The following is a 25,209-nucleotide window of genomic DNA, read 5'->3' on the forward strand; positions in this document are numbered from 1 at the left end:
TCAATCTCTATCTATACAGTTGAAGATCTAGCCTTTAATCGAACCCACATAAACGCCTTTCACGAAATACTTTTGCAGGAACGGATACACCATTAATATAGGCACCGTCGAAACCACGATCGCGCAATATTTAACCAGCTCCCGGAACGCGGTCGAACTCTGGGCGCTGTTAATTACGACTCCGCCCGCGCTGCCGATCGTGGTGGCCGTCGAATCATTGGCAACCAGGATTTCCTTCATTAACAGCTGTAACGGGAACAATTCCCTGTCCTTCAGCAGGACCATCGCGTTAAACCAGGAGTTCCAATTCCCGACCAGATAATACAGGAAGATAACGGCCAGCGTGGCTTTCGACAGCGGCAGGATCACCGTGATCAGAATGTTGGCCTGGCTTGCGCCGTCAATCAATGCCGCTTCTTCCAGCTCTCTCGGAATCGATTGGAAGCCGGTTCTTAGAATGATGATGTTCCAAGTGCTTAAAGCGGTCGGCAGAATCATCGCCCACAGATTGTTGTACAAGCCGATGTCCTTCATTAACAGGAACCAGGGTATCAGCCCTCCGCCAAAGAACATCGTGATCGTAATCAGAACCATGATAAAATTCTTGAAATACAAGTCCCGTCTGGAGAGCACGTATGCCCCCAGTATCGTCATGACCATATTGACCAAGGTGCCCAATCCAACATAAATGATCGTATTCATGTACCCCTTCAGCAGGCTGTTGTCTTTAAACACCAGCTTGTAACCGTCGAGCGTGAATCCCAGCGGCTTTAACAACACCCCTTTATGTGCCATCAAGGCGCTGGGATCGCTGACGGAGGCAAACAAGATATGCAATATGGGATAAAAACACACCAAGGTCAATGCCGTCAAAACCGTGTAGTTCGTAAAGTCGAACACGCGGTCCCCTATGCTTTTATGCTTCCTTCTTCGTTTCACTTTGAATTGCTTGATATCCTCCATAACCTTCCCTCTCTCTTACCATAAGCTGGATTCAGATCTGCGCTTCACGATGGTATTTGTCATCCATAACAGCCCGAAGTTCACGATGGAGCTTATTAATCCGACGGCTGTGGAATAACTCAGGCTTGCTTCCCTCAAGCCCCTTCGGTAAACATAGGAGGCTATGACATCCGCCGTATCATAGATCAAAGGATTGTAGAGCAGGATAATTTTCTCGTAGCCGGAAGCCATCAATCCGCCGATCGCAAAGATAAACAGGATGATGATGACCGGACTGATCTGAGGCAGCGTAATGTACCACATTTTCTTCACCCTGCCGACCCCGTCGATATCGGCCGCTTCATATAATGAAGGATCGATGGAGCTCATCGCAGCCAGGTAAATGATGCTGTCCCATCCGATGCTCTGCCAGATTCCGGAAAAGGTATAAATCGGGCGGAACAAATCCGAGTACCCGAGAAGGGACGAGTAGTCTTTGCCCGTTATAAACGAAAGCAGCTGCGTAACGACCCCTTCATTGGCCGTAAAGATGTGAATGATCCCGCATACAACCACCAGTGAAATAAAATGCGGCATATACGTAATGGTTTGAACGGTCCGCTTAAACTTGGAAGAACGAACTTCATTCAGCAGCAAGGCCAGGATGATCGGTGCCGTAAATCCAAAGACGATGCCCCACACATTCAGCAGGAGCGTATTCTTGACGACTCTCCAAAAATAGGGTCCGGAGAAAAAATCGATGAAATGCTTGAAGCCCACCCAATCACTGTCCGCAAAGCCCAGCAAAGGCTTGAAATCCTTGAATGCGATCATGACGCCCCACATCGGCCCGTAGCAGAAGATCAAGAACCACGCCACGACGGGAAGGGCCATCAGATAAACGAACCAATTCTTTCTGAGATCTTTTTGAATCAACCGTTTGGTATTCTTGGGCTCCGAGGGCGTCCGAACATGGCCTAGTTCCTTGTTTTTCTGTAATATCTCCATGAATCAACCACCTGTTCTTAATATGGAAACTATCGTTGGTTATACCGATCCAGGGCCGCCTGATGGAGACTCAAGAATTCGTCCAGTCCCATGCTTTGCGCTTCCTTCAAAAATTTATCGTAAGCATCGATCGGCAATTCACCCATGATGATCTTCGCAAAGTATTCTCCGCGCAGCGTGGATAACTGGTTTCCAAGCTCGGCCTCACGCGAGGCTTCTTCTTTCGTAAACGTGATCGGCGGCATCGCCATGCTGGTATCCATGTTCTCCGTCCAGTCCTTGCGAATATCTCCAGAATAGCTTCCTTTCGCCGTAATCAACGGGTTGGCGTGATGCTCGTCGCGGATATTCGGCCAACTGTGCCAGCGGTATTTCCAAAGCGTAACATCGACCGGCTGGCCTTCCGGATCATTGTACATGTAACTGTTTTCCGGATAATAAGGCATTCCTTGCTCATCCACCAGATGCACGGTACCGTACTCGCCGAAGTTGATGAGCTCCCAGCCTTTTTTGGAATAGTTGAAATCCAGCCACGCCATCGCGGCTTCAACATTTTCGCTCTGGGTGGTAATGGCCGCACTGGTTCCCGTTCTTTTGAAGTTTTTATAGGTGGTTGCGGATTTATCCCCTTCATTCAGAACAGGATTCAGCGCCCCCACGAAATCAATATCGTTCTGCACTTTCCAATAGCTCCACATCGTGTCAGGGGAATCCATCATGACGGCCGTATCGTCGGAAATCGCGCTTGCCATCCGTTGATTGAAATCGGCGGTGGCCCAGTCCCGATTCAGCAAGCCTTCCTTGTTCCACTGCTGCATGGTCGCGAGATATTCCTTGGCTTTCGGCTGTGCCGGGCCCCATGCGACCTTGCCGTTTTCATCCAAGAAGGTCCAGTCCCAGACGCCATATGCGCCATTAATGATGCCGGTAAAAATTTGGCCGTACGTCGAGCCGTAATTCAGCGGCGCCTTGTATCCGACTTCCTTGCTTTTTTTCAGGAATTCATACCATTCGTCTATCGTCGTCGGGACTGGAAGTCCTGTCTTGTCCAGCGCTTCCTGCTTAATTAGCATGCCGAACCAGGTCCATTCGGAGTACGGCGCGATGCCGTAGAAGCCCAGCAGCCTGCCATCGTCGGTCACGGTCGTTTTTCTTCTCGTTTCGTCCGAGTTCCGCCATGCCGAATAATTCGGAGCGTGCTTTTCCATCAGGTCGGTCAGATCGAGGTAAGCGCCATCGTTTACCCCCGCTTCGAAACCTCCCGGATAACGCCCCGGATCAATGATGATGTCCGGCAGCTCGCCGGAGGAGATCATCAAGGTAAAAGCATCCGCTTCCTGTCCGACGGGAGGCGTAATGAAGTTCACCTTAATGCCGGTCAGCTTCTCCACCTGCTTCTGAACCAAGTGATTATTCATATCCGGGATGTTGGAGTTGGCAGGCATCCATACATCCAGCACCACATCGCCTTTGACGGGATAAGCAGAATAATCGCTAGGAATGACTTCGTCAAATACATCACCGAGGTATGTATCATTGAGTGTGCCGTTGACTTCATCGATTTGTTCCTGTGTCGGTGCTTTATTGCCCCGTATGTCCCCGCTGATATCTTCGAATGTCACCTCGTTCTTCTCTGCGCTTTCCTCTTGGGTTACGGTATTGTCTGGCTCGTCACTTGCCTTGCCGCTGCAAGCGGTTACCGTCGAAATGATCAATATGGATATGAATAACAGAGTGAAATAACGCTTCATCGTTCTGTTCATGCTTAACCTCCCATGATATGAATAATTACGAGCACCCTCCGCATTAGCGCAGAGGATCTATATTCCGTAGTTTTTCAGAGGTGCCTGTTTAAAACTTGCTATCTATCATCCTTCATCTTCGCAGTGTCTAAGCACCCCCAGTCTGAAATGCAAATCTTCCTCATGGTCATTCCAATGGATCCCCTTTTTCACATGGTAATTGACGGCATTGCCAACCCCTACACACTCATTTAATACAATTATCCTGTATCTTTAACCGAAGTATAAGTTTATAACATCATTCTGTCAACGCTTTCATACACAAATTCCGTAACTTAATTTATTCATTTTTTAAAATCCGGACTTTTAATTTCGGATATTGGAAACAATCCATAGACTTATAACCCTTATGTAAAAAGGAATCGCCGTTTTAAACCCACGATTTTCGTTATGGATATGTGTGTCTTACACGTTTTACTCTCATTCGTAATAAACCCCCATTCATTACAGATAATCTGTAATGAATGGGGGTTTATCGAATTCTATGAATATTCACTTACACCCTTGCAGCATTTACCGCCCCTTGCCACTATCATCTACTCTTGGATCTTGTTATGAATCCGCATACATTATTCACCGGACGGTTTGGCCAGAGCCTCAGACTCGCCAGCGGGTACGCCGAAATCCGGAGTTCCATCCGGCTTCCAGCCGAATTTCTGGATGCGGGTTGATCGCAAGACCGTATCTACTCCAGGCGCTGGAAGCGCATGGTAGACAATCCAGTCCTCCTTGCCATCCGGAGATTGCGTGAAGCTGTTATGGCCGGTAGCATACACCCCGTTTTCCACGCTTTTGCAAAATACAGGCTCCATGGACTTAGTCCAGGAAAGCGGGTCCATCGGATCCGCAGTTTCATCCATCGTGAGCATCCCCAGCGCATAATCCTCAGACCAGGTGGTGCTGGCCGAGTATACCAGGAAGATGCGGCCGTTTCGCTGAAGGACGACAGGTCCTTCGTTAATGGCCATTCCGCCTTGTTTTTCCCAGGATAGGGTCGGGGCAGTAAGCAATACATGATCTCCCGTCAATGTCCAAGGGTTTGTCATGCGCATGATGTATATAGCAGACCCATAATCCGGGAAGTGACCGTACCCGGCATACAGGAAATAAAGCTGATCCCCTATGGACATAACCGTACCATCCAGGCCGGGGACGGGAGTCGGCAGCGCACCTTTCCATTCCCACTCGCCTTCCATCGGATCAGGCTCCCCGTTCTCCAGCACGCATATTTGGCGCGACTCGTCGCCTCCCCCATCATTTGCCGTGAAATAAATGTACCATTTGTTGTCCACATAATGAATTTCCGGCGCCCACAGGTTATGACTATGACGTCCGCCGGCTTCCGGAGTCCAGATCGTTTTCTTGCGGCCCTCCGCAAGGCCAGTTAAGGTAGCGGATTGCGTCAGCTCCAGATATCCGCGTCTCGTCGACATAAAGTAGTAATAGCCGTCCGTATGCTTCCATACCCAAGGATCGGCTGCTTGCTCTACGATCGGATTGTTGAATGTTGGTCCATGCACCATCTTCTTATCCCCCTTATCCCTTGAATTTCCTGGTTTTTGATCAACACTCCGGCAATTCAACCCTTGACTCCCTTTAGCTCCCCACACCTCCCGTGAAAAGTTAAACCCAATCTTACTGATGTCTTCCAGCCTTGTCTATACGCAATTTCACGAATATTCATCGCGTTATATTATATGACATGTTTAGTTATAGTGAAGTATGGATGGTCTATCATCAATTACCATCTGGAGAAAATTGACGGCGTTTCGATGCGTTTATTGGAAATTCGCTAGGTGCTGCACGATCAAAAAAAAGCTGGTCCCGAAGGATCAGCTTTATCGTGAAATCGATCTTGCCAAACGAAACCCAAGATCCTCAATCCGAAACGTCGGATGGCTTCGGCGACGGCATGTCGCCCCGCAGCCCCTGGCCTCTTCCGCCCAGCTTCCGCCGCGGAATACTCTGTACGAGCCGTATACAACCGGATCGTATACATCCCAGCACCACTCCCACACATTTCCGAGCATATCGTAAAGGCCCCAGGCATTCGGATGCTTTGTGCCTACCTCATGCAGGGCTCCCCCGGAATTCCCTTCATACCAAGCGATGTCATCGAGCTCTCCGTAACGATAGCCATCACTCCCGGCTCTGCACGCATATTGCCATTCCGCTTCCGTCGGAAGGCGGTATCCATCCGCCTCCCAGGTACATATAACACACTCACCATCCTTCGTGACCGAATAACATTCGTCCAGACCTGAGTGTCGAGATAGCACATTACAGAATTCAATCGCATCATTCCATGATACATCCACGACCGGAGCCTGCATGACCTCAACAAATCCGGTTGACTGTGGCATAAGCGAGAAATATAACGCCTTCGTAACGGGAACCGGCGCAAGCTGAAAAGCGTTCACTTCAACCGCCCAAGAAGATTGGATACGGTCGTCCCTTAATTGAATTTCGCCTGCCGGAATGCTCACCATCGGATATTCATTTGGATTAAATCCAGGTGCTAACAATGATCTTCCTCCCGGTTTTCATCTCTTAGTTCACCCTGCTTAACCGTTCAATCCCTTGCTGTTCAGTCTGCAAGAAAAAGAAGTCGTTCCCCTTATTGCATTCATATATGAAATCTTGCAAGCTTTGGCTCGGGTACACAGAAAAATCACCGATGATCGCCACCTTCACATGATAATTGATATACTTCTGAAGGATTTCGCCTGCAAGGCGGGTCTTCAAATCGAAGAAAGCTTCACTGAATATCGATTGATTCATTACCATACGATGGCTGCCCGTTTCATATTGCACGGTTGCCATAAGATCCAATGCAGACTGAACATCCTCAATTAATATTTCATTACTGCTAACGACCGCTATCGTTCCTCCATCGGTTTCAATCTTCTCTATATTCATAGTCACCCTCCTGTTTTGGTAAGTCTTCTTACATAATCCTCACATATGTACCGATTGTCGTCGCCGTTGGCTGGCGGAACGCTAGCAACTCGAAAAAAACTCAGACCTATAGCCATCGCCAGCACACCATAGGCAGCACTGTGTGGATCCTCAACGGACATCTGTCCCGCCCGATTACCATAATCCATGATCTTAGCGATGCCTTGGAGATCCGTCTCGTAGCTCTTCGATACAACTTCCTGCAAATTGCGATCCAGCATGGCCTTTGAGTAAAACTGGACAAAGAGCTTGGCTTGATCCGCAAGCGGAATATACATCTTGTCGACCCCGTCCAGCTGCGACACATTAATCGTACGATCCGCGTCATCGCTGAGCGGGGGAAGTATAAACTTCAGGGTAAGATCCATCATTTCTCCCGGTGTCATCGTATGCTCAATGCCTGATTCGATCTTCAGTCCATAGTACGCCAAGAACGATTTGAAGGCTTCGATCGTCAGTTGATCCTTATTCTTGAAATAATATGTGACAACTCCTTTGGAACAGTTTGCATGATCAGCCACCTTATCCAGCGTCATGCCGTCAATTCCATACATGCTAATGCAGGTTAACGTGGCATTAATGACCTCTGCCCTGCGCTTCGGTCCCATTCCTAATTTGGGCATGATTTCTTCACCTGTATCTTTGTTGATTTTATTTATACTGAACAGTCGGAATAAAAAGAGTGTACACAAAAGTAGCACATATTGTCAAATTTCTCCCAAATGCGATTTGGTGAAGCAACCGTTTCTCACCAATCCACTTGTAATCCTGTAGATTATGAATGCATCCAATGCAAAAACCCCGGTCTTTTTCAAAGACTGGGGTTTTCTTTTGGTTGTTTCATTAGGGAATCTTATCCTCTGGTCTTGATTTTTACATCGCTGAATTGAGCACTGCCCTGACTGACAAACAAACCAAGCTTGCCCCGAGGGATATTGTACATTCTCGCACTCATCGCAACTTCATCATTTAAGTAAATTTCGCAAATAGAACCGTCCATGAATACCTTGATTTCATAGGCCTGGTCGGGTAAAAGCTGAATCGGTCGTTCCAGCTCCACCTCACAAGGGAACGTTTTCCCTCCCTCTTCCGACTGCATAATCGCCCCCCGGAAGGTAAGGCGATTTCGTTGCGGTTCGAGCGTGACATAATAGGCCGTATCCAAGAAGTCTTCTGTTCGCAGCATGAACCCAAGTCCTTGTGTATGCTCGGAGAATGAAACACGCGCGGATATCTTGCATTGATCTGGGAGATCCTCCCGGGTCGTGCAGCCAGCAAACCCATACGGTGTCTCGCAGGAGAGCGAGCGATCTGAATCGATCCACGCTCCCTCAACGCGGTTAAAACTCACGGGCACCGGTTCTTTAAATGCAGCATCGACTGTTTCAGGCACTTTGACACTAAGGGTGCCATCAGGACGTTGCACGATTTCATGCACGATCAGGTTCCCGCCCCAATCCCAAGTATTGTAATCCTTGCCTCGGGAGTTCGGTGGATTCCAACCAAATAAATCGTCGTTTTTTGTTGGGTTCCATCCAAACAGATAGCGCTTCTCACCGTCTGAAACGGATTTCGCCGCATAGAAGGCTCGTCCGTCGAATGTATCTTCCTTTGGAGTAATCCAAGGGCCATTCAGGCTACGGCTCATTCGATAAAATGTTGCAAATCTTCCCGTATAAGAAGAGTAGATCAAATACCACCAATCCCCGATCCGGAACAAATCGGGGCATTCGTGTGCTCCCACGTGCAGATTTGGCGCGTACAGAGGCTCGCGATATTCCCAAGTTTTCAGATCCTTGGATGACAGCAGCGCGGTGCATCCTTTCCGATTGGTCGGCCCTTTCGCCATCGCCGAAAGCAGCATCCAATATTGACCTTCTTCTTCATTCCAGAACACGAAGGGATCGCGCCAATCGGAAAGCTCATAGATGCAGTCGTCAGCTGCAAAAGTATCCTCGGGAATGGGTTCCCAGGTCTTTAAGTCTCTGCTGATCGCATGACAGACCAGCTGCTTGCCCGGTGGAAATATGCAGTAAAACATATGATAGATGCCGTCCACTTTCAAAATGTGACCGGTGCCGCCTTCGATCTTACAGGCCCCTTCTTCCCGATAGTTCACGAAATCCTTCGTTCCAATAAGATACCAGCCGTGATCAAGGCCCTCTCGATAATTATCCCGCCAACCGTGCAGATAGAACAGCTTAAACTCCCCGTCTTCATAATAGGGAATTACATCCCCTACCCAGGCGTTCTCCGGTCGATAGAAAAATTCCTTCATTCTCATCCCTCCCGATGGTTTAAGTGGCTTAATCGTGCACCCAAGGAAACGGGCATGTACGCATCGCTTGTGCCCCGCTCCTGATACCAATAAACGGTGGCGGCATACACACATTGGTTATTGGCGTTCCAATGATTCCCCTTGTATTTCTCAATAAATCCCTCAAAGGAGTTCATGAAGGGAACATTGTCGCAAATATGAAATCGGTTGACTGAGGTATGTCCGTTCGCATCCAATTCGATGAACGGCTGGCTGGCGAAAGCACTGTCAAACATCGGGAAAGGCGGCTCGGCCGCCCAGGCATAGCCAATATAATCCTCGCTGCCCGTTCCGAACGTCGACGGAAAGGATTCGCCATCCACAAAAAACTTCTCGTCTCCTTCTCCCCACCACCAGTCGATCGTTTTTCGATCCCAAAGTCCGTACCACCAGGTTTCGGCTTCCTCATCCGGCTTCTCCCAGGTATTGTACACATGCAGATGAACGCCGCAGAACCTTCCCCGGCCTTTCGTCAGCAGCAGAGGCCAATCCGGCCAGCGATCTCCGTCTCCCTTGAAGCGCTCCGTATCCAAATCCAGATAATCATCCCGATGCCATTTGGAATGAAAACGCAGGAGGTTCTCCGCATGAGACTTGGATATAGGAGTATACCAAATCTCAGCCGAAATCTCGCATGCCTCCGTCCCGTCATTTTCAATTTCAATCCTAGCCCCTTCCGAGAATGGCAAGTACCAATAACTGTACATTTCATGTTCATTCATGCCGAGGGGCAGAGAGCGGTACGGCTTGATCCCGGGCGCGCCCCCAAAAAAATCGCCCAGCGGAGCCCATACGGAAGGGGTTTCTTCATTGTCCCATTTCATCGAGATAGCCAATTGCCTAGCCATGATACGCTGCTGTTCTTCGCTTTTGGGTCCAATGTCTGTCCTCAGTCGGATCATGGATATAGCACCTGCCCCCTGTTTATCCAAAAGCAACGCTTTGCCGCCTGCTGGGACGGATACCGTAATGCTCTCAGTAGAGAACCCTTCAGTTTTCATAAACGAGAACGTTCCTCTTTGCTGTAAAATCCGGTCTGCTTCAGCCAGTGCAATAGCAGACTCCTTGTCGAAGCTCCCGTTAAAGGCCGGAAGTTGGACCCCGGCAGGGAAGGTGGTGTACGTTATGTGATAATAAGCACCCCAACCTTTATCCAGCAACACCTTGCAGTGTTTTTGAAATGGGATGGGAATAAAGCAGTTTCTTCCGCGAGACAATGTTGGCGACAGATTCGGAAAATTGGATGGCGGCCCTTCCTGATTGAATTTTTCAAAATAATCCCGGAAGGGCTGATCGATCACGGGGGTATCGGCATGATCAATATAAATCCGGATATGTCCATCCTCGGGAAGCGCGGACCAGAATCTCCAGATGACGCCGGGACCATCCAGTTCCATGGCGACGATGCTGTCTCCTTCCTTACGAATGAAGCCTCCACCGTCATCATTAGCTCCCCAATTCTCGTATAAGCCTGTCTCGGCATTATAAATGGAGCTCCGGTCAAAGCTTGAAAAACAGCCCGATTTCTCACCAGCCTGCGGCGGTACAGCAAGCGATTCAAGATCATATAATCTCTTTACAAGGTCTTTATACGTATAAACCTGCTCAGTTTGATTCATGTAGTCTCTCCTTTGTACCTGCACGTTTTCTTGGTCATCAGTCCCTTTACCCAAATGGTAAGGAGCGCCTAAGCGCTCACATTACCAAATGGCCTGCATATCCCATATATCCAATGATTTAACCACTAGATCCCCATCTCCCCAAATCTCAAGTCCCTGAGCACTCTTACGGCTCGGATACACCCGGGTCGTCAGGCTTTTCAATCCATTAACATAAGCTTCAACCATGGAGCGGTCCAAATAAATATGAAGCTTTAGATTCTCCCCTAAGAGCTCCACATTGCCGCCCTGAATTCCTCCGCACTTTTCTCCCGGGTGAAGCGTGGTTTTTGTTCGGTCGACAGAGAACGTGGATTGGTTCATATCATAATACAGAAGGGTCTCTTCTTCTCCATCCGGTGTTCGCCGGATCTTGATCCCGAATCGTTTGGCACTGGCCGGATCTATTTCCAATTGGATCTCAAGCATATCGCCTTGAACATCCTGAAGCAGGTCATTAGCCTCAGCCAATGATTTATCCCGGAGTGATAGCCGTTTCGAGCCGCGCAGCGATTGAAGCTCCTGTATCGGCTCAATCCCCAACCGTCCATCCTCCCTCAAATACACGCTTAGCGGCAAACCGGCGTTATGAGCCCAACCCGACTGATATTCCAGTTCAAGCGTCCGGTCGCCTTGGGCTATCGTAAATATGATTTTTCTGCCGGTCTTTGGATCAACCATTCCGCTCGGACCGGTAAAATGGAAATCACCAAGGTCAATCAATTGCGGTTCCTCTTGATCCGGAGTAAATGATAGATTTTGCTTGTCAAGCTGCCCGATCCAATAGAATACTTCGACATCCGCTCCCTGTCCCACAGGGCTAACCAGTAAAAGATGCTTATCCACTCCCTGCTTGTCGCTGCCAAGGGGAAGAAGCACGGGAAGCTCCCAGATGGGTCCAAGATAAGGAAACTTCTGAATATCGGCTTTAAACAATGGCCCTTTGTATGTCCAATTCAGCATATCCTGAGACGCAAAAGCCAGAGCTGCTCCACCTTCGCCTTCGATCCCGGACCCGACCAAAGCAAACCATCCGTTTTCGTCCTTCCACACGAACGGATCCCGGAAATCCCCGTATACGCCCATGCCCTTCTTCTGTACAATCAACGGCACCGGATGCTTGACCCAATGAACCAGTTCCGGATCTCCATCCTGGGAATAAGTACTTCGTGCAAGCGCCACGCTCTGATTCGGCGAAGCACTGTCATTACCCGCCGTAAAGAACAAGACAGGCAGGCCGTCTTCATCATAGGTCGCGCTTCCCGACCAAATCCCATCTGGTGCAAGCTGATCCTTTTCAGGGGCTAATGCCACTGGAAGATCACGCCAATGCACCAGGTCCTCGCTTACCCAATGACCCCAATGAATGTGATAAAAAAATGGTCCAAGAGGGTTATGCTGATAGAATAGATGATATTGGCCATCAAAATAGATTGGAGCGTGGGGCTCGTTCATCCAATGCGCCGGCGGGCTGGCATGATACTGCGGTCTGTGCCGATCCAGAAGCAAAGGCGTCCGATCCAATTTGATCTCATCATACGCTAATTGCGGATGAGCTCCCCCGCAGGCATCATTCAACACTTGCCGATAAGATTCGGCAATCTCCTCCGAACTCAAAGCACGATTATAAATCTTGAGTTCATCTATGATACCGCTGAACATGTGAAGACTAAACACGCCCGCCCATTGGCTGCTGTGATTATTTTTGCCAATAAGCAGTTCCGTGTCTACCGCTTCGGCCAAACGGGAATGACGAGGCAGCTCAGCCGAAGCGATTTTGCTGCCGTTTAAGTACAATTTCATTTCCCCTTGCTGCCCATCAAACACAGCATTTACATAAGACCATTTGTTTTTGGGCAGTTCAAGACCGTCAGGCGACCAAAGCTCCTTCCAGTCTCCTCCTTCCAACCCGACTTGGAAGGACCAGGAGCCATGACGGAACATGCCCAACAGATAACCCTGCTGACGATCCATGTTGTAGCGGTTCACGATAGCTGACAGCTTACCATCAAATCCCCATTCATAGGAACGGGGAGCCACCCATACTCCTATACTCAATGCTGATTGATATTCTGCCGCTCGGTTCTCATCTCCCTCTTTAAACCGATGGGCAATGTATGTCGAGTAACCATCGAACAGCAGCCCGTTTCCCATGACTCCCGGTCTCCACTGCGGATTGCTGGATTCCGTAAACTCGGCTTGATTCCATACGTACTGAATATCATCCCGTACTTGAGATAAATTCTCCACGGCATTGGCTCCGATTCCTTCATCGAAGGGCCAATACATCATCAGCCCCTGATTGTCGGATGTTTGACTCACGCTTCATCCCTCCCTGATGTCTGTTTTAAGTTGTTATTGGAAGCGTGAATAGACTGAAGCGCATGGACATGGAGCGAGTTCAGCAAAACCTGCCCTGATTTCGTACTTATTGAAAGCTCATTAATCGGGGCATCCGGGAAAATTTGATCCGTCAGAACAACCAGACCTTCATTCGCATACACTTCAACCGCATTGCGATCAAGCCAGATATGCAGCTTGATTCTCCCATTTTTCGGAACCAATCCGGCGCCATGCTTGCACGCAAACGACGGATGAAAGTCCGTCATGCCCGATTGGGAACGGTCGATGAATAGCCATTGGCGATCAGGGTCATAACCAATGATCGTTTCGCTCTGCCCGGACGATTGCATGCTGATATAAACCTCGCCAGCGGATTGAATATCGATGTCCGCTTCGATTTCCAGCAAGTCATCCTTCGTCTTCAGCAAGTAAGGTGACTCAGGTGCAACCGTGAGCATATTCCAGTTCTTCGACTCTTTCCGTAGTTGCTTGATTTCCCGGACGGGCATTTGGGTTAGAACGATGTTCTCATCCCGATGGGTCAATGACAAAGCCCGCGGCAGCGTCATTGCGCCTCTCCAGGCACCGGTAGGCGTCTCGTTGGCATATTTCCAGTTGCTCATCCATCCGATGATCACGCGCCGTCCGTCTTGCTCAGGTATATCCGACCAGGTGACCCCTGCATAGTTGTCCCGACCATAGTCCAGCCACATGATATGATCAGCCGAATTGTCGTTAATGAAATTATTACCGTCAAACTCTCCGATAAAATATTGCGTTCGTGATCCTTCCGGACAGGAGGGGTTATCCCCAATGCTGATGATAAGCACCCATTTAGAACGCCCACTGTTATCGATCGGCAATTCAAACAGATCCGGGCACTCCCAAACACCATCATGCGAGCCTACCTCATGGCCGAATTCCCCTGTAAGCGACCAATCACGCAAGTTTTCTGATCCATAAAACCGAACATGGTCCCCGGCGACAATGGTCATTACCCACCGCTCACTTTGTGCATGCCAGAACACTTTCGGGTCCCGAAAGTCTACCAAATCAGGCTCGGCAAGAACCGGGTTTCCCTCATACTTGTGCCAGGTTCTTCCTTTATCGCTGCTGTAAGCTAGGCTTTGCCGCTGGCGAGGCTGTCCGGTTTCTGGACTTGTGTCCGCATGAGTAAAAATCGCAATCAGTCCATGGGTGCCCGCGAACAGTCCGCTGCTGTTATTAAAGTCAACTACACAGCAGCCGGAGAATATGGCTCCGTGCTCGTCTGGGAACAGAGCGATAGGCTCATGCTGCCAGTGAATCAGATCCTGACTTATGGCATGACCCCAGTGCATCGGCCCCCATTTATTACTAAAGGGATGGTGCTGATAAAACAGATGATATTCTCCCTCATAATAGACTAATCCGTTCGGATCGTTCATCCAATGGGATGGAGGCGAAAAATGAATTCCCGGTCTAAATCTCTCATCCATCTGTTTATTTGACTCCATGATCTTATTGATTTCATCTATCGTCGGCATTGATTGAAGTGCCCCTTTCCGTGTTGTCACTAATGCTCCGCCAGCATTGGCAAAAGTCAACATGCTGATGATTTGCTGTTTTTCTAGTTTATTTAAAGAAATATCGCATTCCAGTATTTTATATAGCAAACAGCCTAGAAAAGCGTCGCCGGCCCCCGTCGTATCGATGGTATTCACTTGGAAACCCGGGACATAACCTTCATGAGCAGCCAACCGGTAATAGCAGCCTTGTTCACCTATCGTAACGACAATGAAGGCGATGCCGAATTGTTGCTGTAACATAAGTGAGCCCTTTTCAACATCGGTTATACCCGTAATAAAGCAAAGCTCTTCTTCTGATATTTTCAAAATGTCTGCATGCTTCATGCCCCACAGGATGTTCTGCCTCGCTTCCTCCTTACTCTCCCATAACGCAAACCGGATGTTTGGATCGAATGAAAGCAGAACTCCAGCCTCCTGGGCCTTAACGACTGCCGCTCTTGTTGCTGTGCGTGCCGGCTCATGGGTCATCGACAATGAACCATAGTGCAGCACCTGGCAGTTCCTAATCCTGTCAAATGGGACATCCTCCGAGCGTAACAAAGTATCCACTCCCGGCTGCCTGTAGAAGCTGAACGATCGGTCTCCGCTGTCATCCAAATGGACAAATGCCAGCGTTGTTTTTGCTTCATCCGTAAACGAAAGCGCGCTAACGTCGACCCCGCAGCTAAGCAACGCGCCTTGCAGCAACGAACCGAAGTGATCCTTACCAACCTTGCTGACTAAAGCAGATTTGGCTCCTAAACGGGCTAGTGCGGCTGCAACGTTAGCTGGAGCCCCTCCGGGATTGCATTCTAACTGCTCGTTGCCCCCGTCTGATCGCCCTGCCGGAGTAAAGTCTATCAATAGTTCCCCAATGGCTATTACATCAAGCACAGTTTCTCCCCACCTGTCGTTTGATTATTTATCTATTTAGATTTGCATTATAACGATCCAGCCCATTTTGATAGATTTCCATCAACTCGTTCAAACCCATTTTCTCCAGCGTCTTCACATAGCTGTCCCACTGTTCATCCACACCGCCATCAACAATGTATTTTCCTCGTTGGGTATTGACATACTTAATCAATTCGGGCTCAATTCTATTAATTTTGTCCAGTTCTTCAGGCTCAAAGAAGATACTCGGATAGTTTTCCTTTTCCATATAAGGATCATAATATTTCTCTAAGTCTTTGACGCGCTGCTGGGCTCTAGGTTCCAGATCAACTACTTTTCCCAAATCTTCGATCGTAATGACGCCAGGTCCGCCTGCGCCCGGAGCCACTTTTTGACGGAATTCGCCTGCGGAAGTACCCTCAGGAAGCGGCAGGTTCACTAATTTCCCATTCTCGTCCTTCTCGAATACGATATCCAGCGGACCCCAGTGGATTTGAGCAGCCATATATGGCTCATACTGCTGATCGATCCAACGCATTGTAATCTCCGGATTCTTGTTCTCTTTTGTAATCACGAAAGCTCCGCGTCCTGGGCCGCCACCGTTGCCGCGACCGATTAATTGATCCCCATTCGGTCCTTTGAGCGGAGACAGCAAAGCATAATCCTCACTTCGCTCCGGTCCGACCACCTCATCGACTTCCCACCAGATATAGGAGCCGAGTGTTTCTATTGTTGTTTTCCCTTTAGCCAGATACTGAGCGGCGTCCTGGGTGAACGACTCAGGGTCAATCAAGCCCTGCTTATACCATTTTTCATGGAAATATTTCAACGCTTCCTTATATTCAGGCTGCGTAGCGGTAAAGATCACTTTTCCGTCGCGTACGATTCGATGTTCCATGTTATCCGGAAGTCCGAAAGCTCCGAATATGCCAGCAATATCCATACACCACTGCATGTGCATAAAGCTCAACGGAATTTCATCGGCCTTGCCGTTGCCGTTTGGATCCTGCGTTTTAAAGGCAACTAGTGCTTCCGTATATTCATCCAGAGTCTGCGGCATTTTCAGCCCTAGGTTGTCGAGCCACTTTTTATTGATAACGTGAAAGAAGGGATTCGTTCCAAGGTTGTTCTCTTCCCACGAAGGCAGCCCGTAAATATGCCCGTCCGGTGCCGTGATTGAGGACTTGATGTCAGGCCGGCGATCTAAGAGCGCTTTCAGATTAGGCGCATATTGATCAATTAAATCTTCCAGTGGGAGGATGGTACCATCTTCACCGTAATTAACCAGCTCGTAATCGGAAAATCCGGCTCCGTAAAAAGCATCCGGTAAGTTGCCGCTGGCCAGCAGCAAATTTTTCTTCTCTGCAAAGTCGGTGTCCGGAATGTTCTCCCACTCGATCTTGACGTTCGTTTCCGCTTCCAATCGCTTGAAAATTTCCATTTCCGTATACTCCGGCGCCAATGCGGCTTTCGGGGATACCATCCTTAACGATACCTGTTCATTCACAATGGGAAGACCCGTTTTGTTGAAATTCGCAGCCTGATCGGGATTTTCTGACTGGTCTTTGCTGCCCCCTGAACATCCACTCAGCACAAACGCTCCGGCCAGCATAAGAATTCCCGCTTTTTTAAATATAGATTTCATCGTACATAACCTCCCTTTAGATCGTGGCACAAACTAGATAATTTTCTTTGTTCTTCTACTGGAGCGGTCTGGATGCAGATAGATCGATTTTGCTGCACATCCCCCCTTTCAAGTACCATGATCACATCATCCCTTGATGGAGCCGATCATTACGCCTTTGACAAAGTACTTCTGCAAGAAAGGATAGAGAATCAGCAGCGGCAGACTGGATACGATGATGACACCGTATTTAATCAGCTCCGTAACTCGCATCTTCGCGGCATAGGACTCCACGTCCACCATCATGCCGGAGTTCACCTGATTCTGAACGAGAATGTTGCGCAGCACGAGTTGCAGCGGATATTTACTTTCATCGTTCAAATAGATCAGAGCGTCAAAGAAACCGTTCCAGAAACCGACGACATGATACAGCACCATAACGGCTATTATGGACTTGGATAAAGGTAATACAATGCTCCAGAAAAATCGGGTGTTGGAACAACCGTCGATCGAAGCGGCTTCCCACATTTCATCCGGGATGGAGGACTGAAAAAAAGTCCTTACTATAATGACATTCATGATGCCGCCGGCGCCGGGGATCACAAGTGCCCAGATCGTGTTCAGCATGTGAAGATCCTTGATTAACAAATACGTAGGGATCAACCCGCCGCTAAAAAACATGGTGATTAATAAAAACCACATGATAACAGGTCTTCCAACCAGATCCTTACGGGCTAACGGGTACGCAGCAAACACGGTGACTGCTACTCCGATCAAGGTTCCAATACCCGCGTATAGCAAGGAGTTGGCATACCCGATCCAAATGGAGGAGTCATTGAATATTCGTTCATAGCCGTCGAGCGTGAAGCCCTTAGGAAATAACCATACTTCCCCCGAATAGATGAGATTGGGATCACTGAATGAAGCAATCAGCACAAAATACAGCGGAAATAATACGATCAGCATTACTACGGTCAAGAAGAAATAGTTGATGGCGTCGAACCATGCGTCTCCTCTGCTTTTTCTCTTCAATAACTGGTTCAAAGTGAATCCCCCCTACCAAAGACTGGTTTCCGTTAATTTTTTGGCGACCCGGTTGACGGTGACAATCAGGATGATATTGATGACGGAGTTAAACAGTCCGACTGCCGTAGAAAAGCTGTACTGAGCCTTCTGAATCCCCAATTCGTATACATAGGTCGGAATAATATTGGAAGTCGCGTAGTTCAGATCGCTTTGCATTAGAAATGCTTTCTCGAAACCGATGCTCATGACGTTTCCGAGTGCGAGAATCAGCAGAATGACAATGGTTGGCAAGATCGAGGGAATGTCCACGTACCATACTCGCTTCCATTTACTTGCTCCATCCATAATCGCGGCTTCATGCAGTTCCGGATTGACCCCGGCAAGCGCAGCCAGGTAAATAATCGTGGCGAAGCCGGTCTCTTGCCATATGCCTGACAAAATGTACAATGGACGAAACCATCCTTCGTCAGCCATGAATAGAATGGGTTCACCACCGAACCAGGTAATGATGAGGTTCACGAGTCCGCTGTTTGGCGATAAAAAAACATGGAGCATACCGACGAGCACAACGGTAGAAATAAAGTGCGGTGCATAAATGACGGTCTGGATAAATTTCTTGTATCGTTTGCCCAGCATCTGATTCAGCATGATTGCGATAATAATTGGAGCCGGGAAGCTAAATACAAGCGATAGAAAACTGAGTGTTAGCGTATTTTTCATGATGGTCCAGAAGTTATAAGAATTAAAAAAATCAATAAAATGTTGGAAACCCACCCATTCACTGCCCCAAATGCCCTGGCTCGGTGAAAAATCCTTAAATGCAATTTGTACTCCGTACATCGGATAGTACTTGAACAGGAGGTAAACCAGAATAATCGGCAGCAGGAACAAATACAGCTCATAGTTTCGCTTGACTCGACTCCAAGTTTTACGATTTTCTTTGATCAGGGGTTGTTGTCCCCCGGAATCTCGTGAAATCACCGTCATACTCCCTTTCTTCGTAAATGATTGTATGATATTGAAACGTTTCCAATTTAATTGAAACGTTTCCAATTTTGTATGAGAAAAACGTCACCCGGTGAGCCCACCAGTGAAACAGCCGTGGCAGCTGATGTTTTTCCAATACTAATTCATAAGGTACGGCATTTTATTCTACGGAAACAATCAAGTCGTTTCACCTTGCCTGAACATGACCGGAAGACGATAAACTTCTTGATCCAATGTTTCGCCATCGATCTTTTGGAAGAGCAGCCTGATCGTCGTACGTGCCATCTCCTCTACAGGCTGTCTGATCGTTGACAATATCGGATGGAAATACGGATGGTCCTGAATCCCGTCATATCCAATGACCTTTACATCCTCCGGAACGCGAATGCCCCGCCTACCTGCTCTTTCGATATACTTGGCGGCGAACATATCCGTAATGGCAAAAATGCCGTCCACATCCCGATACTCATTAAGAAACTCACCATAATAGGCATCGTCGTCCACAACGGGGTCTGTCTTCTCGTATATAACATAATCGACTCCCATTGTTCTGGCCTCCTGAATGAAGCCTTCTTTCCGATTCATGGTTTCACTGAAAACGGAAGTGACACTCCCCAAAAAGGCAGGCTTTCGGGACCCAGCTTTGACAAGTTCTCTTAGCGCCAGACGCCCACCTTCATAATTATCCGAAGTGACGCATGTGATTTTCTTGTTGAAATGCCTGTCGATACTGACAATCGGAATGTCATTGCTAACGTAATTTTCAATATCGTTGTACGTAATGCCGACAATACCCGCCACTTTGTTTTGCTGAAGCATATCAAGATAATACAATTCTTTTTCAGGTTTGCCGCCGCTATTGCACAGCATGAGCTTAAAACCTTCCCGATCCAACTCATCTTCAATATAATAAGCCAGTTCGGAGAAAAAGGGATGCCAGATACTCGGGAGCAGCAAGGCTACCATCTTGGACTTCCGCATTTTAAAATTTCGGGCAATCTCATTAGGAATATAATTCAACTCTTGTATGGCCTGCTCGACTTTTCTACGTGTTGCGGGTTTAACGGCGCCCGAATTATTAATGACGCGGGACACAGTTCCCACAGCTACGCCAGCTAAATTGGCAACATCTTTAATACTAGACATCTAACCCCCCACTTATTCTCTCTTTTATGGAAATCATCATAGCATCAAATTGGAAACGTTTCAATATCTTTTTTGGAAACGCTGTCGTCACTCTTACAGGGGGAACATTAGCAATATTCTTAACATGTTGATTAAGTTAAAAAAACTAGAGCGACAGGGTCAAATTAAACCCTGCCGCTCTCATATAGGTTCCGGGTAGCATTTCTACATCCGCCTACTCCGGGACTCCTAAGGCTCGAAGGTTCCGGATAGCGGTTCACAATCCTGTTACTTCCCCGCCAAAAACTCATCCAGCTGACGCTGGATCTCAGCGACATAGTCATCAATGCCCGCCGCTTTCAGCTTCTCGATGGCTTTGGGGTACTCCGTCTCAAAATCGACGAAACCGGAACGTATAGCGGCTAAATCCTTGCCTGCGACTTCTTTCAGGGCCGTCTCGATTAACTTGACCTTTTCATTGTTAAACCGGAAGCCCAATGAATCGGATCGGATAGCCGTCTCATCCCAGCTCTTGTACTTATCGATGGACTCTTGCGCCACACTCGGCCCGAACAATTGGTAATTTTGGTTTCTAAACATCCATTCATAGAAGAATTCGCTAGCGGTGAGCTTATTGATTCTTCCATCCACAATCTCGTAATCCTTGCCATCGACGCCATAGAGAGCAAACAGATAATTCTCCTGGGATTTATAAATCCAGTTCACGAACTTCATGGCGCCTTCCGGATTAGGAGCATTGACAGGTATGCCCAACACTTCTCCGCCTGCGGCTGTCACATAACGCGGTTTATCCTCGGCTAACAGATACGTCTTCACCTCGGCATCCGGCGCATTGGCTTTGATGGCATCAACGATTTCCATTTCCTTGCCCAAAGATCCTTCAACCCATAAGTATAAGCCTGTCTGCATGCGGGAGTCTCTCTCGTTATATTTGATGGTCAAATCCTCTGTATACAACCCTGCATCATACATGGAGTTATTAAACTTCGCGACTTCCTGGAACGCTTCCGTTTCATAGTAGCTGTATGCTTTTTTACTCTCTTCCCCGAATACGACCAAATCTTCTACGGCGATCCAGTTATATTGTTCATCGGTAAAATATCGGGTCAATGGTTTAAAGATAATATCGGCGGGTCCCTTCATTTCAGGAAATTTCCCTTTCGCCCTTGTTGCGAATTCCTTTAAGTCGTCTGCTGTCTTCAAGTCCGTCATCCCTACCGCTTCGAGGATATCCTGACGAACGGCCACCAGCTGGTACATGGCGGAGGAAGGTGCATAAGCGGATGGAATGCCATGAATCTTCCCATCGATCGTTGCCCCCTGAAGCTGCTCCATCGGCAGGACCTTTAGCATATCCTGGCCATATTCCTCGATTAAATCATCCAATACCATCGCTTGTTTCTTGTTGACGATGGTAGAGAGGTCCGGGAGGCCATCCCAATATAAATCGATCGGTTCATTTGCGGCCAGCATGATATCTTTTTGTTCCCAATACTGGGCCCACGGCACAAATGTAACTTCGACCTTCAAACCAAGATCGGCTGCCATCTTCTCGGCAAACTCGTTGTCCAGAAATTCGCTCATGCGATCGCTTCGCTCCCCCGGATACAGAATCGTGACGGTTTCGAGCTTGGCTGCCCCCTCTTTTTTGTCGCTGCATCCTGTCATAACCGAAACGGACGCCATCAATAAGACCAACAAGACCAGCATTGTCCTTGCTTTCATGAAAGACCCTCCCTAATAAAATAGTTTATCTATGTTAAAAGCCGATATCGGCCAGTAACCATGCAGGCGTCTATTCTTTGACGGCACCAGCCATAATCCCGTGCACGAAGTATTTTTGAATGTAAGGGTAGAGGAAAATGATCGGGCCGATCGTAATGACCGTAATGGCCATCTTCACGGTCTCCGCAGGCAGTGTAATGTTGCCTGATGCCCCTGATGGAATTCGTCCGGAGCTTATCGCATTGACGTTCGACAAGATGTTGTAGAGGAAATACTGGAGCGGAAATAAATCGCGATCATTAATAAAAATCAGAGCATGCCACCAATCATTCCAATATTGAAGCGCATACATTAATCCAACGGTCAACAGTGCGGTCTTGCTTAATGGAAGAGCGATTTTTACATAGATCGTAAAATAATTGGCACCGTCCATCTCGGCCGCTTCATATAAAGATGGAGAGATGCTTGCAAAGTACGTTCGCATCAGAAACATGTTCCATACGCTGAATATAGACGGCAGGATCAAAGCCAGAATGCTGTTTTTCAGTCCATAATAATTGACACTGACCATGTACCACGGAATGAGGCCAGCCGAGAAAATAATCGTAAAATTGCTAATGAAGGCGAGTACGTTACGGTATTTCAGCTTTTTAATCGATAGGGAAAAGGCAATCATGCTGGTAATCAGCAGCGCCCCCATCGTCCCCACGGTCGTTACAAGCAGGGTCACGCCATAGGATTTGAGTAATTTCATTCCACTATTAACAAAGATATATTTATAGGTATCCAAGCTGGGGCTTAGTGGGATGATCGAATACCCGTTTCTTGCAACGGCCTGTTCCGAAGAAAAGGACACGCTTAAGGTTAAAACAAGGGGATACAGACACACGAGCGCGAATAAGCCAATGAAACCATAGGCAAAGGCTATCACCAATTGATCGCCAAGCAATCTATTCTTTTGTTTCATCAAAATAGACCCTCTCCGTCATTTATTTTCTTAGCCGATTGGTTTGCAGCCGTAATCAGAATCAATCCCATCAAGGACTGAAATAACCCGATTGCCGTAGAGTAAGAAAAGCCCAGCGTACGCATCGACTGGTAAACATAAGTATCGATAACCGTGACTTCTTCAGCCAGGACCGGGTTGTTGCCGACAATACCGTAAATCATCCCAAAGTCCCCGTAGAAGATTCGTCCGACGCTCAGCAAGCTCAAAACGATGATCGTCGGCTTCAGCATAGGCACGGTCAAGTAAAATATCCGCTGCAATTTGTTAGCGCCATCCACCTTGGCCGCTTCGTATAAGCTTCCATCAAAATTGGACATCGCCGCCATATAGATAATGGAACTGTACCCGCTCCATTTCCAGACGCTCGACAGAATGATGATCCATTTCCAATATTTCGGCTCCGAGTACCATCTGATCGGCTCTGCTCCGAAGAACTCCAGAATATGATTGGCAACGCCCACATCGGTAGAGAAGATCCCATACAGTATCGCCCCAACGACGACCCACGAGATGAAATAGGGAAAAAACATCATGCTCTGAGCGACCTTTTTGTAGGTTTTATGCCGGATTTCGTTGATCAGAATGGCTATGCTGACTGGTATGATAATGCCTAAGATGAGACCAAAAAAGTTGATGTACAGCGTGTTATAGGTAACCTTCCATCCCATGCTGTTTTCCGAGAAAAAGTATTTGAAATTGTCCAGACCCACAAATTCACTGCCGAAGATGCCATCAACCACATTAAAATCGGTAAATGCCATCCATATTCCGGCAAACGGGATATAGGAGAACATGATCAGCACGATCAGAGCAGGCACGCACATCAGATATAGTATTCTGTTTTTCGTTATTTCATATAGAAACCCCTTAACCACGGAACCCATTCCATCACTACCTTTGCAATGTGATTAAACGATTATGCCAAAATGCTCTGCTGCAGCCTCTCCTTAAGCTGATCCAGATCGATCACGGTACCAGTAATTCTCGCCTCTTCCGCGGCATAGGCCATGATATGGCTTTCGACGGACATGTCGATAGAGGATCTGCTGCTGAAGTCGGCATTCCCCAAATTCTCCAAAAAGTCGTTCATCAGACCGGTATCGCCGCCGTTATGTCCCCCGCTCACCGTTGCTGGCCGAATGACGGTTTGCTGAACGGATTCTGCCATATTGGAGTTAAAGCGGGTGACTTCGATAATGTTCATGTTATCGTCGCCTCGAATCTCCCCGTGCTCGCACATGATTTTGAGCGTACGGTACATTTTGTTGGTGAATCCGCTTAAATTAAACGTTGCCGTTACTCCGTTCTTGAACTCGATCACGGTGACCTGATGGTCGCACACATCATTGTCGAGCCGATAAACACAGCGTCCGTAAGGACTCGTTGCGAGCGCTTGGAGCAGTCCCTCTTCGCTCTGATCCGCCGAAATGACGGTAGCGGGCCACTGGCCCCTTATAGGCAAATAGGCTTTTCTGGCATCGAATCGGCAGTTCGCTGCTACCTCACAGTCGAGGCATCGTTCCGCACTGCCTGCCGGTGCATTCTCCGCCTTAAAATAAGTCAGGCTGCCATAGGAAGAGATCCGTTTCGCTTGACTATCCACCAGCCAGGCCAGAATATCCATGTCATGGCAGGACTTCTGCATGATAATTGGACTGGCCAGATCGCTTCTCCTCCAGTTGCCTCGTACAAAGGAGTGTGCCATATGGAAATTGCCGATGTTCTCGTTGTGCTGTATGGTCACGATCTTGCCGAGCTCTTGGCTATCGATGATTTTCTTGATTTCCGCAAAGAAGTTCGTATATCTGAGGACATGGCATACAATCACTTTCCGGCCTGTTTCATTGGCTTTTCGTTGTATTCTCAAGCTTTCTTCCGGACTTGGCGAAATGGGCTTTTCCAGCAAAATATCATACCCAAGATCAAGCGCTCTCATCGTTTGCCCGTAATGATCGCGGTCCATGGAAGAAACAATGACGGCATCGCAAATTTTGCCGAGCCGATAAAATTCATCTACGGATTCAAATTGTTTCTCCAAAGGAATCTGAAACTCGTCCGCTGCCGCCTTTCTTCTGCTGTCATCCGGTTCAACGACCGCAACGATGTCCTCGCTTGGGTATGCATGCCTTGCGTAGATCATGCCTCTTTGTCCTGCGCCGATTAATGCTAACTTCAAATCCATAACCTCCAGCAAACTCGTATTTGTCCTAACCATCTTGTTCG

19 protein-coding genes are annotated in these 25,209 nt (G+C 48.0%); all 19 read right to left on the reverse strand.

Annotated elements, in window-relative coordinates:
* Nucleotides 1-27: 27 nt before the first annotated feature.
* The gene (locus AC0VZ8_RS24905) at nucleotides 28-963 is read right to left on the reverse strand and encodes a carbohydrate ABC transporter permease (RefSeq protein WP_475484760.1); all 936 of its coding nucleotides are present in this window, start codon (nucleotides 961-963) and stop codon (nucleotides 28-30) included.
* A gap of 15 nt (nucleotides 964-978) precedes the next feature.
* The gene (locus AC0VZ8_RS24910) at nucleotides 979-1,950 is read right to left on the reverse strand and encodes an ABC transporter permease (RefSeq protein ID WP_475484761.1); all 972 of its coding nucleotides are present in this window, start codon (nucleotides 1,948-1,950) and stop codon (nucleotides 979-981) included.
* Between the two features lie 29 nt (nucleotides 1,951-1,979).
* Complete coding sequence (locus AC0VZ8_RS24915; protein ID WP_475484762.1) at nucleotides 1,980-3,713, reverse strand: extracellular solute-binding protein; 1,734 nt, start codon at nucleotides 3,711-3,713, stop codon at nucleotides 1,980-1,982.
* Between the two features lie 608 nt (nucleotides 3,714-4,321).
* On the reverse strand, nucleotides 4,322-5,275 hold the full coding sequence (locus AC0VZ8_RS24920) for a glycoside hydrolase family 43 protein (protein WP_475484763.1): 954 nt from the start codon (nucleotides 5,273-5,275) through the stop codon (nucleotides 4,322-4,324).
* 315 nt (nucleotides 5,276-5,590) lie between these two features.
* Nucleotides 5,591-6,241 (reverse strand): formylglycine-generating enzyme family protein, encoded by a 651-nt coding sequence (locus tag AC0VZ8_RS24925; protein WP_475487757.1) that lies wholly within the window; start codon nucleotides 6,239-6,241, stop codon nucleotides 5,591-5,593.
* 61 nt (nucleotides 6,242-6,302) lie between these two features.
* Complete coding sequence (locus AC0VZ8_RS24930) at nucleotides 6,303-6,671, reverse strand: DUF4180 domain-containing protein (protein WP_475484764.1); 369 nt, start codon at nucleotides 6,669-6,671, stop codon at nucleotides 6,303-6,305.
* Between the two features lie 2 nt (nucleotides 6,672-6,673).
* Entirely contained in the window at nucleotides 6,674-7,333 is a 660-nt protein-coding gene (locus AC0VZ8_RS24935) for a TetR/AcrR family transcriptional regulator (RefSeq protein WP_475484765.1), read from the reverse strand.
* 230 nt (nucleotides 7,334-7,563) lie between these two features.
* Nucleotides 7,564-8,988, reverse strand: a complete 1,425-nt coding sequence (locus AC0VZ8_RS24940) for a GH32 C-terminal domain-containing protein (protein ID WP_475484766.1) — start codon at nucleotides 8,986-8,988, stop codon at nucleotides 7,564-7,566.
* 2 nt (nucleotides 8,989-8,990) lie between these two features.
* On the reverse strand, nucleotides 8,991-10,646 hold the full coding sequence (locus AC0VZ8_RS24945) for a glycoside hydrolase family 172 protein (protein ID WP_475484767.1): 1,656 nt from the start codon (nucleotides 10,644-10,646) through the stop codon (nucleotides 8,991-8,993).
* 81 nt (nucleotides 10,647-10,727) lie between these two features.
* The gene (locus AC0VZ8_RS24950; RefSeq protein ID WP_475484768.1) at nucleotides 10,728-13,007 is read right to left on the reverse strand and encodes a GH32 C-terminal domain-containing protein; all 2,280 of its coding nucleotides are present in this window, start codon (nucleotides 13,005-13,007) and stop codon (nucleotides 10,728-10,730) included.
* Nucleotides 13,004-15,469 (reverse strand): PfkB family carbohydrate kinase, encoded by a 2,466-nt coding sequence (locus AC0VZ8_RS24955; protein WP_475484769.1) that lies wholly within the window; start codon nucleotides 15,467-15,469, stop codon nucleotides 13,004-13,006. Before AC0VZ8_RS24955 ends, AC0VZ8_RS24950 begins: the two co-directional genes overlap by 4 nt.
* A 28-nt stretch (nucleotides 15,470-15,497) precedes the next feature.
* Nucleotides 15,498-17,114 (reverse strand): ABC transporter substrate-binding protein, encoded by a 1,617-nt coding sequence (locus AC0VZ8_RS24960; protein ID WP_475484770.1) that lies wholly within the window; start codon nucleotides 17,112-17,114, stop codon nucleotides 15,498-15,500.
* A 126-nt stretch (nucleotides 17,115-17,240) separates the two neighbouring features.
* Nucleotides 17,241-18,137 carry a carbohydrate ABC transporter permease gene (locus AC0VZ8_RS24965; RefSeq protein ID WP_036663520.1) on the reverse strand — a complete coding sequence of 299 codons (897 nt, stop codon included), beginning with the start codon at nucleotides 18,135-18,137 and terminating at the stop codon, nucleotides 17,241-17,243.
* A 12-nt stretch (nucleotides 18,138-18,149) separates the two neighbouring features.
* The gene (locus AC0VZ8_RS24970; RefSeq protein WP_036663522.1) at nucleotides 18,150-19,106 is read right to left on the reverse strand and encodes an ABC transporter permease; all 957 of its coding nucleotides are present in this window, start codon (nucleotides 19,104-19,106) and stop codon (nucleotides 18,150-18,152) included.
* A gap of 177 nt (nucleotides 19,107-19,283) precedes the next feature.
* Nucleotides 19,284-20,252, reverse strand: coding sequence for a LacI family DNA-binding transcriptional regulator (locus AC0VZ8_RS24975; RefSeq protein WP_475484771.1), 969 nt, complete (start codon nucleotides 20,250-20,252; stop codon nucleotides 19,284-19,286).
* 267 nt (nucleotides 20,253-20,519) lie between these two features.
* Entirely contained in the window at nucleotides 20,520-21,977 is a 1,458-nt protein-coding gene (locus AC0VZ8_RS24980; RefSeq protein ID WP_475484772.1) for an ABC transporter substrate-binding protein, read from the reverse strand.
* 70 nt (nucleotides 21,978-22,047) lie between these two features.
* Nucleotides 22,048-22,944: a carbohydrate ABC transporter permease gene (locus AC0VZ8_RS24985; RefSeq protein ID WP_071223322.1), complete on the reverse strand. Its 897-nt coding sequence runs from the start codon at nucleotides 22,942-22,944 to the stop codon at nucleotides 22,048-22,050.
* Nucleotides 22,944-23,870: an ABC transporter permease gene (locus AC0VZ8_RS24990; RefSeq protein WP_113061348.1), complete on the reverse strand. Its 927-nt coding sequence runs from the start codon at nucleotides 23,868-23,870 to the stop codon at nucleotides 22,944-22,946. The genes AC0VZ8_RS24985 and AC0VZ8_RS24990 overlap by 1 nt, the downstream gene beginning before the upstream one ends.
* Before the next feature lie 32 nt (nucleotides 23,871-23,902).
* The gene (locus tag AC0VZ8_RS24995; protein ID WP_475484773.1) at nucleotides 23,903-25,168 is read right to left on the reverse strand and encodes a Gfo/Idh/MocA family protein; all 1,266 of its coding nucleotides are present in this window, start codon (nucleotides 25,166-25,168) and stop codon (nucleotides 23,903-23,905) included.
* Nucleotides 25,169-25,209 lie beyond the last annotated feature (41 nt).

Source organism: Paenibacillus sp. QJM3NY_38 (genome assembly GCF_056173265.1).